Here is a 13,319-nt window from a genome sequence, read left to right as displayed (position 1 = left end):
TAAGGCCCGGCCGTCCAAGCACGGGTATGGTCGAAGCCCCACAAACCGACGAAGGGTGGTACGCCCTCCACGACTTCCGGACGGTCGACTGGGACGCGTGGCGGGACGCCCCGGAGCGAGAACGCGAGCGGGCGGTCGAGGAGGGCGAGCAGTTCCTCGTCCACCGCGAGGCGGTCGCGGACGCCGACGCCGGCGACTCCGCGGTCTTCGGCATGGTCGGCCACAAGGCGGACCTGCTGTTCGTCCACTTCCGGCCCGCGCTCGACGACCTCTCGGCCATCGAGCGCCGGTTCGAGGACACTGCCCTCGCGAAGTTCACCGAGCGCGAGACCTCCTACGTCTCCGTCACCGAGGTATCGGGCTACGTCTCCGACGACTACTTCGAGGGCAACGAAGAGGAGATCGACGAGGGCCTGCGCCGCTACATCGAGGGGAAACTCAAGCCCGAGATCCCCGACGACGAGTACGTCTCCTTCTACCCCATGAGCAAGCGCCGCGGCGAGGAGTACAACTGGTACGACCTCTCCTTCGAGGACCGGGCGGAGCTGATGTCCGGCCACGGCGACGTGGGGCGGGAGTACGCCGGGAAGATCAAGCAGGTGATCGCCTCCTCCGTCGGCTTCGACGACCACGAGTGGGGCGTCACCCTGTTCGGCTCCGACCCCGCCGACATCAAGGACATCGTCTACGAGATGCGCTTCGACGAGGCCTCCTCCCGGTACGGCGAGTTCGGCGAGTTCTACGTCGGCCGCCGGTTCCCGCCCGCGGACCTCGGCGCGTTCCTCGACGGCGCGAAGGTGCCGACCGCGGACCACGACGAGGACCGGACCGGCACCTGTCCGGCGAGCGAGGACGAGCGCGGAGATGGTCACGGGGGACGCGCTCACGGCGAGGGCGGCGCCGCCCACGGCGACCACCCGCACGGCTCCGGCTCCGGCGGGCAGGGCGACCACCCGCACGGCTCCGACGAGGGCGGGAGCGACGGCGGGGGCCACGACCACGGCAACCACGGCGGCGGCGACCACGCCGGCGGCGAGACCGCGAGCGGCCACGGCGGCGACGCGAACGCGGAGTCGATCCGTGGCGAACTCGCGGACCTGGACATCTACGCGGGCCAACCCCACGGCGAGGACGTGTTCGCGACCGTCCTCTACAGCGAGGCCGACCCCGACGAGCTGTTCGAGGAGGTCGAGGGGCTCCGCGCCAACTTCGACCACTACGGCACGCACGTCAAGACCGCCGTCTACGAGGGGCGCGCGACCGACCGCGCCGCGGTCGTCTCCATCTGGGACACCGCCTCCGCGGCCGAGACCGCCGCGGGGTTCCTCTCGGAGCTCCCCGAGGTCGTCGCCCGCGCGGGCGAGGAGTCCGGCTTCGGGACGATGGGCATGTTCTACACCGTCAAGCCCGACCACCAGGAGGACTTCGTGGAGAAGTTCGACGCGGTCGGCGAGAAGCTCGAGGGGATGGACGGGCACTTCGAGACCGACCTGATGGTCAACGTCGAAGACGAGAACGACATGTTCATCGCGAGCCAGTGGGCCGCCAAAGAGGACGCGATGGCCTTCTTCCGCTCGGACGACTTCCGCAACACCGTCCAGTGGGGCCGCGACGTGCTCGCGGACCAGCCGCGGCACGTGTTCCTGGCCTAGAGGCCGCGGCTCCCCCGCGAACCGACCGCGGCCGGTCGCGGGCGGTTTTCGAACCGGTCGCTACGACCCGCCCGGCAGCAGGTCCTCGTAGCGCGCGCCGGTCTGTTTCAACGTCTCCGTCGAGTAGAGGCGCTCGTGGTCGAACGGGAGGTGGTCGGCCGCGAGCTCGTCCACCTTCGCGTCGACCGCCGCGGCCTCGCGGCCGTGGATCATCGTGAACAGGTTGTACGGCCAGTCCTGATCCGGCCGCCGCGGCCGGTGGTAACACAGCGTCACGTACGGGAGGCGGCCGACCGCCTCGCCGCGGGCGTCGAGTTCGTCGTCCGGCACGTCCCAGACGACCATGCAGTTGTTCTGAAAGCCCGTGACGACGTGGTTGACGACGCAGCCGATGCGCTTGATGCAGCCGTCCGCGCGCAGGCGCTCGACCGCCGCGAGCACGTCCGCGACCGTGGCGGTCCCGTCCGCCCCGAGCGCGTCGTCGACCGCGGCCGCCACGTCGCGGTAGGGGGTCTCCGAGAGCGGGAAGCCGTCCTGGATCTCCAGCAGGAGCGCGGCCTCCAGCGGCGTGAGGTCGCCGCGCGCCTCCTCCGAGATGCGGGTCGCGGAGACCGCGGTCTCCGAGAGCGACTCCCGCGCGAACCGGTCCCCGTTGACGACCGGGAACTCCAGGTCGATGTAGTAGTCCGTCAGCATCGGGAGGACGAGGACCTCACAGCCGGTCTCCGTCTCGATGTCGTCGATGATCGCGTCCCGCTTCTCGCGGGAGGCCGCGGTGACGACGAACCACATGTTCCACTCGTGGTCGCGGCGGTAGTTGTGGTTCACCTGCGGGTGGGCGTTGATCGCGTCCGCGACGTCCCCGAAGCGGTCCTCGGGCGCCCGCACGGCCGCGAGCGTCGAGGAGCCGATGACCGGCGGGTTGAGGACCGCCCCGAACCGCCGTAAGACGCCGCGCTCGCGCAGGTCGCGCACGCGGTCGAGGACATCGGCGCCGGTCAGGTCCGCGCCCGTCTCGGCGGCCAGATCGGCGGCGACCGCGTCGAAAGGTCGCTCCGTCACGGGGAACCCGCTCTGGTACTCGTCGATCAGGCGCGCGTCGACGGCGTTCAGTCCGGCGCGCCAGTCCGCGTCGAGGCTCATTGGTGGTGGTTGGGGACGGGCGTACCTACGGGTTTCGGAGCCGGAGCGAGCGGGTGGCGGTTCCGGATCGGTTGTGGAGCTTGTTGGGTGGGTCCGAAACGTCTCGAAAGACGCAGCCGGCCCTCCGTCCGACGTATTTTCTGTGACTGCTACAGATCCTGCTGATCTGGACAGCAACACTCAGAACGCCCCAGCCGGCTCTCCCTGCTACTGATCTCGTTTTGTCGTAGATCCTGTTGCTTGGAACAGCACCGTCCAGAAAGCCCCAGCCGGCTCGACCGCGCCGGGTTCCGGCAGACGGTCCGGGCTGCCTGCAGTAGCGGGCTGCCGGGCTGCGACTGCCGTCGTCCCACTCGGCAAGCTCGCGGGACCCTCGCTGCGCTCCTCGCTCTCCGCTTGGCGAGACAAACCGCGTCTCGCGAGCCTCCAGCGTGCAGTAGCGCGCCGAAAATCGGAGATTTTCGAGCCGCCGTTCGCTCCGCACCGCGCTCACGGCGACGCTGGAGACACCGCCCGCTGCGGTGCTTACTTCGTCCGGGCGGGATCGAGCCGGCTGCCCCTTTCAGTCCCACCCTGCACCGCGACCGCACAGCAGCCTCACACCTCCCCAGCCTTGGCCGCGGGCCGGGCGCGGAAACCGCACCGCATCGCGCCCGGCCCGCCGCCTCCCTCGCGCGCGTTCCTCGCGCGCGCCGACCGCTACAGTACCGCGGTCGTCGACGCGTTCCGCCACCATGCCCTCGTGACCCTCCAGTTCGTCTCGTCCCCGTATTTCCGCGTTCGTGCGAACGCTGAAGTCGGGTACCGCGGCGAAGGGGTCGCATGCCGAAACGCCTCCGCGTGCTCGCCGGCGACTGCACCGTCACCTTCTCGGGCGACCGACAGCGCACCCAGCGCGGCCGCGTCGTCGTCCTGATCAAGCCCGACGACACCACGCTCGTCCACGACGCCGACGGCTACCAGCCCGTCGAGTGGCTCACCCGCCCCGATTCCGTCACCGTCGAGGGCGACGGCGACGCCTTCACCGTCACCGCGCGCGACGGGGGGTCGACGCTCCGAGTCGTCGCCGAGGAGGCGACCGCCGCCCGCGCGCTCCCGGTCACGGAGGCCGGCACCCCGGTCGGCACCTGCCCCGACTGCGGCGGCCCGCTCGTTAGAACCGGCGGCGACGTGGTCTGCGGGGGGTGTGCGGAGCGCTGGGGTCTCCCCGCGGGCGCGACCGTCACGGAGGGGACCTGCGAGGACTGCGGCCTCCCCCGGATCCGCGTCGAGCGCGGCGAGGTCTTCCGGCTCTGTCTGGACCCGGGGTGCGAGTCGCTCGCGGACGCCGTGACCGAGCGGTTCGACCGCGTCTGGGACTGCCCGGACTGCGGCGCCGACCTCCGCGTCCGGACCGCGCCGGGACGCGTCTACCTCGGCTGCGAGGAGTACCCCGACTGCGAGACGACGTTCTCGGTCCCCTCGGGGACCGTCGTCGACGACTGCCCCTGCGGACTGCCGGTGTTCGAGACGCCGACCGGCCGGCGGTGTCTGGACGGCACCTGCGACCGGTGGGAGACCGCGACCGACGGCGGGCGACCGCGGCTCTGAGCGACCGTCCCGACCGACGCGCGACCGCAACCCGTTTACGCCGCCCGGCCGCCGTTTCGGGCATGCAACCACAGGGGACGCTTCGGGGCGACGCCGTCCGCGTCGGCGGCGACGCGCGCCAGCGCTTCCACGACTCCCGGGGGTACGGCCGCCCGCTGTCGGGCAACGAGATCGCGCTCTCGCGCGTGGAGGCGGCCCACCTGCTGTTCCGGGGCGACCTCGACGCGGTCATCGTCGACGGCGACGAACTCGGCTTCGAGCGGTTCTTCGCGGACGCCGCGGCCGCCGCCGACCGCTTCGCCGTCCGATTCCTCGTCTACGCGGAACTGCGCGACCGCGGCTTCTATCTCTCGCCGACGCGCGAGGAGTGGCCGGGCGGGCGACTCGCGGCCGCCGACCCCAACCACGCCGGCGACGCGGACGCTATCGACTTCGTCGTCTTCGAGCGCGGCTCCGGCCCCGGCGACGGGACCGAGTCGGTCGAACACCGGGTTCGCGTCGTCGGCGAGCGCGAACCGATCCCGGTCGCCGAGATCGCGGGCCAGACGCTCGCCGTCGTCGACGAGGAGAGCGACATCACGTACTTCGCGGCGACCGAGCCGGAACTGTCGGGCGTGACCGACTTCGAGCCGCCGGGCGATCTGGCCGGGACGCTGCTGTCCGACCGCGTGATCGTCTGGGACGCGCCCGAGCGCCTCCACGAGCGGGGCTTCTACGGCCAGCCGCTCTCCGGGCGGGACGCGGCGGTCGAGGGCGCCCTCCAGCTCTCGCTGGTCGAGGCCGCGGCGCTCGCGGCGGAGGGGCGGCTGACGCTCGACCGGGCGGTCTCGGACGGGGGCGGCTCCGACGGCCGGGAGCGGTCCCCCGACACCGACTACGACGCCGTGGTCGCGCGCGGACGAGCCGTCGAGGGCGAGCGGTTCGACCGCCGGCTCCGGACCTACGTCGACCTCCGCGCCCGCGAGATGGTCCCCAAGACCGGCTTCAAGTTCGGCGCCGACTTCCGGACGTACCTGGACGTGGAGACGGTCGAGGACCTGCCCCACTCCGAACACCTCGTGCGCGTGGTGGAGCCGGACCACGTCTTCGCGCCGCGGGAGCTGTCGCTGGACGTGCGGCTCGCCGGCGGGGTCCGCAAGCGAATGGTTTTTGCGCTGGCCGGAGCGAACTCCATCGACTACCGTTCGGTAGCACGAGTGACGCCATGACCGACGACACCCACCCACGCGAGGACGCGACCGCGGTCCCGGAGGGCGAGGTCTCCGACCCCGCCACCGCCGACCGGCCGGCCGCGACCGACGGAGGCACCGACACCGCAGCAGGCGCCGACGACGTGGAGCTGGACCCCTGGGGGTCGTCGACCGTCGCCGACTACCGGAACCTCTTCGAGGAGTTCGGCATCGAGGAGTTCGACGACGTGCTCCCCGACGTGTCCACCCCCCACTACCTGATGCGCCGCGGGGTCATCTTCGGCCACCGCGAGTACGACGCGGTCGCCGAGGCGATGGCCAACGACGAGCCGTTCGCGGCGCTGTCCGGCTTCATGCCCACCGGCGACCCGCACATCGGCCACAAGCTGGTCTTCGACGAGCTGATCTGGCACCAGAAGCAGGGCGGCGACGCCTTCGGGCTGATCGCCGACCTCGAGGCGCACTCCGCCCGCGGGATGTCGTGGGACGAGATCGACGAGCACGCGCGCAACTACCTGCTGAGCCTGCTCGCGCTCGGGTTCGACGCCGAGGAGGGCGAGCTCTACCGCCAGTCCGACAACCGCGAGGTGCAGGACCTCGGCTTCGAACTCGGCTCGAAGGCCAACTTCTCGGAGTTCGAGGCCATCTACGGCTTCGACGGCGAGACGAACATCTCGCACCTGCAGAGCGTGATCACCCAGACCGCGGACATCCTCTACCCCCAGCTCGTCGACGAGCCGAAGCCGACCGTCATCCCGGTCGGGCCGGACCAGGACCCGCACGTTCGGCTCACGCGGGACCTGGCGGTCCGCATGCGCTTTTTCAAGGTGACCGAGGCGTTCGCGAGCTTCGAACTGGACGACGACGAGCGCCAGCTCGTGCGCGCGGCCTACGACGCGCTCGCCGCGGGCGCCGGGGACGAGGACGGCGAGGAGACCGACGGAGACGGGGCCGACGTGAGGTGTGAGGACGCCGTCGAGTGGCTGGGCGAGTACGGCCCGGTCCCGGAACTCGCGGACGCGAAGGAGGGCGCGCTCCGGAAGCTGGAGGCGGGCGGGAAGGAGCCGCTCCGGCCGCGGGTGCGGTTCCTGAACCGGAACGCGACCGACGAGGCGTTCGAGGCGCTGATCGACGCCGTCGAGGGCGACAAGCGCGTCTTCGAGGGCCACGTCGACGCGTTCGACCTCTCGCGGGTCGAGGCCGAGGAGCTGGCCCGCGAGGTCGAACTCGACCACGGCGGCTTCGGCTTCCGGCAGCCCTCCTCCATCTACCACCGGTTCATGTCCGGGCTGACGGGCGGCAAGATGTCCTCCTCCATCCCCGCGAGCCACATCTCGCTGCTCGACGACCCCGAGGACGGCTACGACAAGGTGAAGGCCGCGACGACCGGCGGCCGGTCCACGGCCGAGGAACAGCGTGAGAAGGGGGGCAAGCCGGACGAGTGCCCCGTCTACGAGCTGTACGCCTACCTGCTGGCGGCCGACGACGACGGGCTGGCGAAGGAGGTGTACGAGGAGTGCGCCGGCGGCGAGCGGCTCTGCGGCGGCTGCAAGGAGCAGGCCGCGGAGCTGATGGAGGAGTTCCTCGCGGACCACCAGGAGAAGCGCGCGGAGGCGGAGGAACTGCTCGCGGACCTCGATATCGACCTCTCCTCCGCCCGGCGCGGCACCGGCGGCGAGCACTGACCGGTCGCTCGGGGATTACCGCGCGGCCGCATTTCTGCATTTATCTTCCGGCCGCAGTTCCGCATTTATCGACCGGTGTGACGGCGATTCGCCGGAAGGGGTCGGATCAGAACTCGTCCCGCACGTAGATACCGAGCACGCCGCCGAGCGCGCCGAACGCGGCGCCGTACACCAGCGAGAGGGCGACCGCGAACAGGACGAACAGCACGCCGGCCGCGGCGATCCCCGGCTCGGGGACGAACGGGACGACGAACAGGATCAGGCCCAACACGAACAGCATGGGGAGGCTCGCGATGCCGCCCGCGAGCGCCCCGACTTTCGCCCCGTCCGTCGGCTCGCCGCCCTGCAGGTATCCGGCCAGCGCGCCGCCCAGAACCGGCGAGAAGGGGATCCACGAGAGCACGACCGCGGTCGCCGCGCCGAGCGCCGCGTTGAGGAGGGTGTTTCCGTCGGTGTCCATACGCCTCCCGGCACGCGAGCGGTGATAAACCCTCGCCGGGCGCGGCACGGCGTGGCGGACCGGTCGGAGCCGGACCGCTCAGTCGTCCGGCTCGGTCCGGATCGACGCCACGTCGATCAGGAGGACGTTCTCCCCGATGTCGGTCGTCTCGACGATCCCCGAAACGCGGAGGTCCGCCGAGGGCGTGGGCCCGACCGTCACCTCGTCGCCGATCCCGAAGGCGCCGATCGGCCCGCGGACGACGACCTCCGCGCGACACCGCTCGGGGTCGTGGACGCTGGTGAAGTCGATCTCCGAGACGGTCGCGTCCGGGACCGGTTCGCCCTCGCGCTCGAGGGGGACGGGCGCCGTCTCCTCCAGCCGGTCGACGTCGAGCGTCTCGTACGCCTCCGTCGTGGGCCGGTAGCCGCCCTTGGGACCCGGAACGCCCTCGACGAGCTGGAGGGCGCGCAGGCTCTGCATCCGGTTCCGGATCGTTCCCGGGTTGCGGTCGACCGCCTCCGCGATGTCACGCCCCCGAACCGCCCGTTCGTCCCCCTCCGCGAGGTTGACGAGCGACGAGAGGATCCGCTTCTGGGTCGAACTCAGCTGTACCGTCGACATGGAGGAACGAACCGGACAGAAATAGATAAACGTTCGCATAATACGGCCTTATACTGTTGAACAAGCTAAGAGAAATCCGAGAAAGAACAAATATGGACACGCTCAATACGATTTGGAAGACGTTTGACGATCTTTCAACTTTCGGCCAGTCCGAAACGCCGAACCGGCGATCCGTCGCCGAGATCGGGAGGAAACCGACCGCCCGTCGACCGTGTTCGCGGGCCGACCGCCGGCCGTCCTCGTGGTCGCGACTGCTGCGCCCCTGCCGGCGATACGTCCTTAAATCGTTTGTACGGGACATTTTTCCGTAGTGGGACATCAACTCCGATATAGATGGATGATACTTATTCGAAAAGAGTGAGAAGAAAACGCACGTTTGGATCGTTTTGAGATGAGTGATCGATCGAGGCTTCCGATGGACGAGCCGATTCGGGGAACCACCCCCGTGGGGGGCGACGCGGCGGCCGCCGGTGACGGCGTGAGCGCCGACGGCGGCGCCCGCGGCGCGGCCGTCGACCCGGTCCCGGAGGTGGACGCCGACGCCGAGCGCGAGCGGATCGGCGCGTTCCTCCGGCGGTCGGTCGCGGCCGCGGACGCCGAGGGGGTCGTGGTCAACATGAGCGGCGGGCTGGACTCGACGGTGACCGCGGCGCTGGCCGTCGAGGCGCTCGGTCCCGAGCGCGTCCACGGGCTGGCGCTTCCCTCCAACAAGACGGGGGACGCGAACGCTCGCGACGCGGAGGCGCTCGCGGACGCGCTCGGGATCCGGCTGGACACGGTCCACCTCCAACCGCTCGTCGCGGCGTTCGGCTCGGCGGTGCCGGAGCGGTTCGACCTCCACGGCGACCCGGTGGCGACCGGGAACCTCGTCGCACGCCTGCGGATGGCGGTCGCGTACCTCGCCGCGAACGCCACGGACCGGCTGGTGCTCGGAACGACCAACCGCTCGGAGCGCCTGCTCGGCTACTACACCAAACACGGCGACGGCGCCGCCGACCTCCTGCCGCTCGGCCACCTCTACAAGACCCAGGTGCGGACGCTCGCCGCGGCGCTGGACGTGCCGTCGTTCGTGCTCGACCGCCCCGCGACCGCGGGCTTTCTCCTCGGCCAGTGCGACCGCGACGAGCTCGGCGCCCCCTACGAAGTCGTCGACCCCGTGCTCCGGCTGGCGGTCGACGAGGGCCTCGCCGGCCTGGCCGTCGCCGACCGCCTCGGCGTCGCCGAGGAGACGGTCGCGGACCTGCTCGCCCGGCACGCGGCGAGCGACCACAAGCGGGCGCGCCCGCCGACGCCGGCGGACGGCGACTGACCGGACGACGACGCCCAGCCGGTCCTACTCCCAGCCGGCGGGCCAGAGGTCGGCCGCGCGCATCCCGGTCTCGAAGTCGGCCTCGCGGAAGGCGTCGGCCAACTCGTCCACGTCGAGCCGCGGGAGGTCGGTGTCGGGCTCCGCGAGCTCCGCGACCAGAAGCGCCGTCAGCATCCCGTGTTCGCGGACGTTCCTGTCGTCGACCTTGTCTCGCGTGTCGGCGTGCGTGTGGCCCCACCCGCGGCCGCGCTCGCCGGAGTCGCTGTGGAGCTGGAGCGCGGGCACTCCGCGGCGCACGAACGGCCACTGGTCCGAGAAGGGGTGCGGCTCGCCCTCCACCTCGATTGGGTGCCGCGTTGCCCGCGAGACCGCCTCCGCGACGGCGCCCGTCGCCTCGGAGGTGTGCGAGAGCGCGACCAGGTCCCGGAACCGCCCCGCGCCGTCGACGTTGACGACGCCCGCGACCGAATCAAGGTCCGTCGTCGCCGCGAGGTGCTCGGCGCCGAGCAACCCGACCTCCTCGCAGCCGACCGCGACCACGTCGACCCCGAGTTCGAGGTCCGCCTCCGCGAGGATCCCCGCGGCGGTGACGACCGTGGCGATGCCGCAGCCGTTGTCGAGCGCGCCCTCCGCGATGTCGTGGCCGTCGTAGTGGGCCACGAGCAGGAGGCGCTCGTCGGTGTCCGGGCCGGTCCGTCCGACCACGTTCCGGCTCTCGCCCGGGACCGTCTCGGCGTCGACCGAGCAGTGGACCGACGCGGTCTCGCCGGGCGTGTTCGCGGCGTACTCGCGGAGCCACGCGCCTGTCTCCTTCGAGACGCCGACCGCGGGCGCCTCGGCCTCCTCGCCGAACGTGAGCGAGCCGGTCGGCGGGAGCTGGCCGTCGAGGTGGTTGACGAAGACGAACCCCGCCGCCCCCGCCCCGACCGCGTAGCCGAACTTCTCCATCCGGTGGACGAACCGCCCGCCGGAGGGGGTCGTCGTGGAGGCGACGACGAGTTTCCCCTCCACGTCCACCTCGTCGATCTCGTCGGGCGTGCCGTAGCCGGCGTCCACCAGCTCGGCATCGACCGCGCCCGCGGGCGAGTACGGGAGCGCGAGCGCCTCGAACGAGCGCGTTCGCTCGTCCCCGCCGGTCCGCGCCGGCGTCGTCACCTCCAGCGTCGTCCCGCCGCGGCGCCACGCGTTCATCTCGAAGGCGTCGGTGTGGACGTCCCGGAGCCCCGCCTCGCGGAAGGCGTCCGCGACGAGGTCCGCGGCCGCGCGCTCGCCCTCGCTGCCGCCCATCCGGCTCCCGATGGCGGTCAACTCGGTGAGGAACTCCCACGGGTCGGTTCCGGTCCACGTCCGGCCGAGCGCGGGCGCGAACGCGTCGAGGCGCTCGCGGACGCGCTCGGGATCCGGATCGCCGCCAGCGCCGGTGTCGGCGTCTCTGTCGGTCGACATGTGGCGGTGGTGGCCCTCGGCGGCGATAAGGATGTGGGACGCGGTGACGCGCGCCGACTCGGGGGCGCCGCCGGCTCCGGGGAGCACCCCGAAGCGCTACGTTCAAGTGCGGGCGTCGGGTACGCAGTGGTGCACGCACCGTTGGTCCAGTGGTAGGACATTAGCTTCCCAAGCTAATAGCCCGGGTTCAATTCCCGGACGGTGCATTCTTCGAGCGAAGCGAGACGATCACCGACGGGATTGAACCCTATCGGTCGCAGCCCGGCAGCCCGCCACCGCAGGCAGCCCGGACCGCCTGATTCCGGTTCAATTCCCGGACGGTGCATTCTTCGAGAACTGTCGACCCGCGAGCGCCGCGGCCGCTCAGAGCCGCTCCGCCTCGCGCGTCTTCTCGGTCTCGACGTCGCCGGTGTTGCGCGTGCCGGCCGGCTCGAACAGCAGGACGCGGACCTCCTCCTCGGCGACCGGCCGGTGGTCGACGCCCGCGGGGACGACGCGGAGCTGGTTCGCCGTCAGCGTCGCGTCCGGGCGGTCCCGGAACTCGATGCGGAGCGTGCCGTCGAGCACGTAGAACAGCTCGTCAGCCGCCTCGTGGCGGTGCCAGTCGAACGTCCCGCTGAGCCGCGCGAGCTTCACCTGCTGGCCGTTCAACTCGGCGGCGATCTTCGGCGCCCAGAACTCCTCGATGTCGTCGAAGGCCGCGGCCACGTCCACCGTCTCCTCGTCCATGTCCGACCCTGACGGCTCCGGAGAGGTAGCCCTTGCGGGCCGCCGTCGCGGTCGCAGGCCCCCGATCAGTCCACGTAGCCGAACGCCTCGGCGTCGACCTCCGCCTCGACGTACTCCCGGCCCCGGTCGGTCAGCAGGTAGAACCGGTCGGCCTCGGAGAGCGCGCGGACGTGGTCCCGCTTCCGGAGCTTCGCGACCGCCTCCTCGACCGCGTCCGCCGGCGGGGCGCTCTCCGCGAGCGCCGCGAGGTTCGCGACGATGCCGTCGACGGAGACGGCGATGCCGGACTGGTAGAGCAGGCGAAGCGTCAGGTCGGTGGCGTCGTCCCGCCACGCTGGCGTCTCGGTCATGGATCCTCGCTGGGGCGGCCGCGGGCAAAAGGCGTGTGGCCGGCCGCGGCGCTCGTCGGTGCCCCGGCCCGCTACTCGCCGGCGTCCGGCGGGTTCAGGTCGCGCCCGAACTCGTCGAACACCGCGAGGTCGTCGCCGAGGTCGTAGGGGATCTCGCGCTCGTCCTGCCGGGTGGGGAGGCGGCCGTCCTCGAGTTCGGTCGCGACGGACTCCCACCCCGGCTTGACGCGGATGCTCTTGGCGGGCATCCCGACGACGATGTGGTGGGCGGGCACGTCCCCCTGGACGACCGCGCGTGCGCCGACGACGCTGTTGGCGCCGACTCTGCAGCCGGCGCGGACCATCGCGTCGTAGGTGACGCGGGCGTCGTCCTCGATGACCGTGTGGAAGTTGCGGACCTCGGTCTGGTCGACGATGTCGTGGTCGTGGCTGTAGACGTGGACGCCGTCGGAGATGGAGGCGCGGTCGCCGATCGTAAGCTTCCCGCGGTCGTCGAGGTGAACGTCGTCGTGGACCACGACGTTGTCGCCGACCTCGATGTTGTGGCCGTAGGTGAACGTGATCCCCTTGAAGAAGCGGCAGTCGTCCCCGCAGTCGGCGAAGAGGTGGTCCGCGAGCATCGAGCGGAACCGGAGCGCGAACGCCACGTTGTCCGCCATCGGCGTGGCGTCGAACTGCCGCCAGAGCCACTGGAGGTGCTTCGAGCGCTGGAACCGGTCCTCGTCCTTCTCGGCGTAGTACTCCGACTCCAGCGTCGCGTTACAGGGGTCGTACCCCTGTAGCCGGACGCGCTCGGCCTTCGAGACCGACTCGCCCGCCTGCCACGCCTCCCACGCCTCGCGGTCGCCGTGGAGATCGATCAACACGTCGCGCACGACCTCACAGGTGTCCTCGTCCGAGGAAAGGCGCTCGTCCACCTCGTCGATGAAGCCCCGGACCCCGGCCTCGGCCGCGTCGGGCAGGGAGACGTGTCGCTTTGTCATCGCCGTCAGTTGACCGGGAACCCTCAAAGGGGTTCGGTTGTGCGACGACATCGCGGACGCGTCGCTCCGCGGTCCGTCGCACGCGACTCGCCGCCCCGCGCCGATACATAAATCCCCCCGACGCGACCGACCGCGTGGGAGGAACCGTACCCGCTAAGTGGGCGGATCCCCAACCGTGA

12 protein-coding genes and 1 tRNA gene are annotated in these 13,319 nt (G+C 71.2%); 6 read left to right on the top strand and 7 right to left on the bottom strand.

Features of this window, described 5'->3' with window-relative positions:
* The first annotated feature begins 26 nt into the window (after window positions 1–26).
* A complete protein-coding gene (locus tag ACZ432_RS05735) occupies window positions 27–1,652 on the top strand; it encodes a heme-binding protein (protein WP_426964539.1) in 1,626 nt (541 codons plus the stop codon).
* Between the two features lie 60 nt (window positions 1,653–1,712).
* Here the strand turns inward: ACZ432_RS05735 and ahbB are convergent, their stop codons facing one another.
* On the bottom strand, window positions 1,713–2,795 hold the full coding sequence (gene ahbB / locus ACZ432_RS05730; protein ID WP_426964538.1) for a siroheme decarboxylase subunit beta: 1,083 nt from the start codon (window positions 2,793–2,795) through the stop codon (window positions 1,713–1,715).
* Between the two features lie 822 nt (window positions 2,796–3,617).
* On the opposite strand from ahbB, the gene ACZ432_RS05725 reads away from it, so the two are divergent.
* The 3 genes from ACZ432_RS05725 (at window position 3,618) to ACZ432_RS05715 (ending at window position 7,260) form a co-directional block, all read left to right on the top strand.
* Window positions 3,618–4,385 carry a topoisomerase DNA-binding C4 zinc finger domain-containing protein gene (locus tag ACZ432_RS05725; RefSeq protein WP_426962792.1) on the top strand — a complete coding sequence of 256 codons (768 nt, stop codon included), beginning with the start codon at window positions 3,618–3,620 and terminating at the stop codon, window positions 4,383–4,385.
* A gap of 62 nt (window positions 4,386–4,447) precedes the next feature.
* Window positions 4,448–5,593, top strand: coding sequence for a tRNA-intron lyase (gene endA, locus ACZ432_RS05720; RefSeq protein WP_426962793.1), 1,146 nt, complete (start codon window positions 4,448–4,450; stop codon window positions 5,591–5,593).
* Window positions 5,590–7,260 carry a tryptophan--tRNA ligase gene (locus tag ACZ432_RS05715; RefSeq protein WP_426962794.1) on the top strand — a complete coding sequence of 557 codons (1,671 nt, stop codon included), beginning with the start codon at window positions 5,590–5,592 and terminating at the stop codon, window positions 7,258–7,260. Before endA ends, ACZ432_RS05715 begins: the two co-directional genes overlap by 4 nt.
* A 106-nt stretch (window positions 7,261–7,366) precedes the next feature.
* Here ACZ432_RS05715 and ACZ432_RS05710 read toward each other — a convergent pair whose 3' ends face one another.
* Both ACZ432_RS05710 and ACZ432_RS05705 read right to left on the bottom strand, forming a co-directional pair.
* The gene (locus tag ACZ432_RS05710; RefSeq protein ID WP_426962795.1) at window positions 7,367–7,720 is read right to left on the bottom strand and encodes a DUF5518 domain-containing protein; all 354 of its coding nucleotides are present in this window, start codon (window positions 7,718–7,720) and stop codon (window positions 7,367–7,369) included.
* 78 nt (window positions 7,721–7,798) lie between these two features.
* On the bottom strand, window positions 7,799–8,323 hold the full coding sequence (locus ACZ432_RS05705; RefSeq protein ID WP_426962796.1) for an Rrf2 family transcriptional regulator: 525 nt from the start codon (window positions 8,321–8,323) through the stop codon (window positions 7,799–7,801).
* Window positions 8,324–8,738: 415 nt separating this feature from the next.
* Here ACZ432_RS05705 and ACZ432_RS05700 point away from each other — a divergent pair, with 415 nt between their 5' ends.
* On the top strand, window positions 8,739–9,632 hold the full coding sequence (locus ACZ432_RS05700) for an NAD+ synthase (protein ID WP_426963103.1): 894 nt from the start codon (window positions 8,739–8,741) through the stop codon (window positions 9,630–9,632).
* 24 nt (window positions 9,633–9,656) lie between these two features.
* Here ACZ432_RS05700 and ACZ432_RS05695 read toward each other — a convergent pair whose 3' ends face one another.
* Window positions 9,657–11,078, bottom strand: coding sequence for a M28 family peptidase (locus tag ACZ432_RS05695; RefSeq protein ID WP_426962797.1), 1,422 nt, complete (start codon window positions 11,076–11,078; stop codon window positions 9,657–9,659).
* Between the two features lie 135 nt (window positions 11,079–11,213).
* On the opposite strand from ACZ432_RS05695, the gene ACZ432_RS05690 reads away from it, so the two are divergent.
* A tRNA-Gly gene (locus ACZ432_RS05690) sits at window positions 11,214–11,284 on the top strand.
* Between the two features lie 157 nt (window positions 11,285–11,441).
* Here the strand turns inward: ACZ432_RS05690 and ACZ432_RS05685 are convergent.
* The 3 genes from ACZ432_RS05685 to ACZ432_RS05675 all read right to left on the bottom strand — a co-directional run bounded on the left by ACZ432_RS05685 (window position 11,442) and on the right by ACZ432_RS05675 (window position 13,140).
* Window positions 11,442–11,807, bottom strand: coding sequence for a cupin domain-containing protein (locus tag ACZ432_RS05685; protein ID WP_426962798.1), 366 nt, complete (start codon window positions 11,805–11,807; stop codon window positions 11,442–11,444).
* 65 nt (window positions 11,808–11,872) lie between these two features.
* Entirely contained in the window at window positions 11,873–12,157 is a 285-nt protein-coding gene (locus ACZ432_RS05680; RefSeq protein WP_426962799.1) for a hypothetical protein, read from the bottom strand.
* A 71-nt stretch (window positions 12,158–12,228) separates the two neighbouring features.
* Window positions 12,229–13,140 carry an acyltransferase gene (locus tag ACZ432_RS05675; RefSeq protein ID WP_426962800.1) on the bottom strand — a complete coding sequence of 304 codons (912 nt, stop codon included), beginning with the start codon at window positions 13,138–13,140 and terminating at the stop codon, window positions 12,229–12,231.
* Between the last annotated feature and the right edge of the window lie 179 nt (window positions 13,141–13,319).

Source organism: Haloparvum alkalitolerans, from assembly GCF_055381565.1.
The sequence above is the reverse complement of the archived record's forward strand: the minus strand, read 5'-3'. Positions and strand labels throughout refer to the sequence as shown.

Bases quoted from the DNA above. Each gene is read 5' to 3' on its own strand.
- ACZ432_RS05735 (WP_426964539.1), top strand. From the start codon at position 27: ATGGTCGAAGCCCCACAAACCGACGAAGGGTGGTACGCCCTCCACGAC.
- ahbB (WP_426964538.1), bottom strand. From the start codon at position 2,795: ATGAGCCTCGACGCGGACTGGCGCGCCGGACTGAACGCCGTCGACGCG.
- ACZ432_RS05725 (WP_426962792.1), top strand. From the start codon at position 3,618: ATGCCGAAACGCCTCCGCGTGCTCGCCGGCGACTGCACCGTCACCTTC.
- endA (WP_426962793.1), top strand. From the start codon at position 4,448: ATGCAACCACAGGGGACGCTTCGGGGCGACGCCGTCCGCGTCGGCGGC.
- ACZ432_RS05715 (WP_426962794.1), top strand. From the start codon at position 5,590: ATGACCGACGACACCCACCCACGCGAGGACGCGACCGCGGTCCCGGAG.
- ACZ432_RS05710 (WP_426962795.1), bottom strand. From the start codon at position 7,720: ATGGACACCGACGGAAACACCCTCCTCAACGCGGCGCTCGGCGCGGCG.
- ACZ432_RS05705 (WP_426962796.1), bottom strand. From the start codon at position 8,323: ATGTCGACGGTACAGCTGAGTTCGACCCAGAAGCGGATCCTCTCGTCG.
- ACZ432_RS05700 (WP_426963103.1), top strand. From the start codon at position 8,739: ATGGACGAGCCGATTCGGGGAACCACCCCCGTGGGGGGCGACGCGGCG.
- ACZ432_RS05695 (WP_426962797.1), bottom strand. From the start codon at position 11,078: ATGTCGACCGACAGAGACGCCGACACCGGCGCTGGCGGCGATCCGGAT.
- ACZ432_RS05685 (WP_426962798.1), bottom strand. From the start codon at position 11,807: ATGGACGAGGAGACGGTGGACGTGGCCGCGGCCTTCGACGACATCGAG.
- ACZ432_RS05680 (WP_426962799.1), bottom strand. From the start codon at position 12,157: ATGACCGAGACGCCAGCGTGGCGGGACGACGCCACCGACCTGACGCTT.
- ACZ432_RS05675 (WP_426962800.1), bottom strand. From the start codon at position 13,140: ATGACAAAGCGACACGTCTCCCTGCCCGACGCGGCCGAGGCCGGGGTC.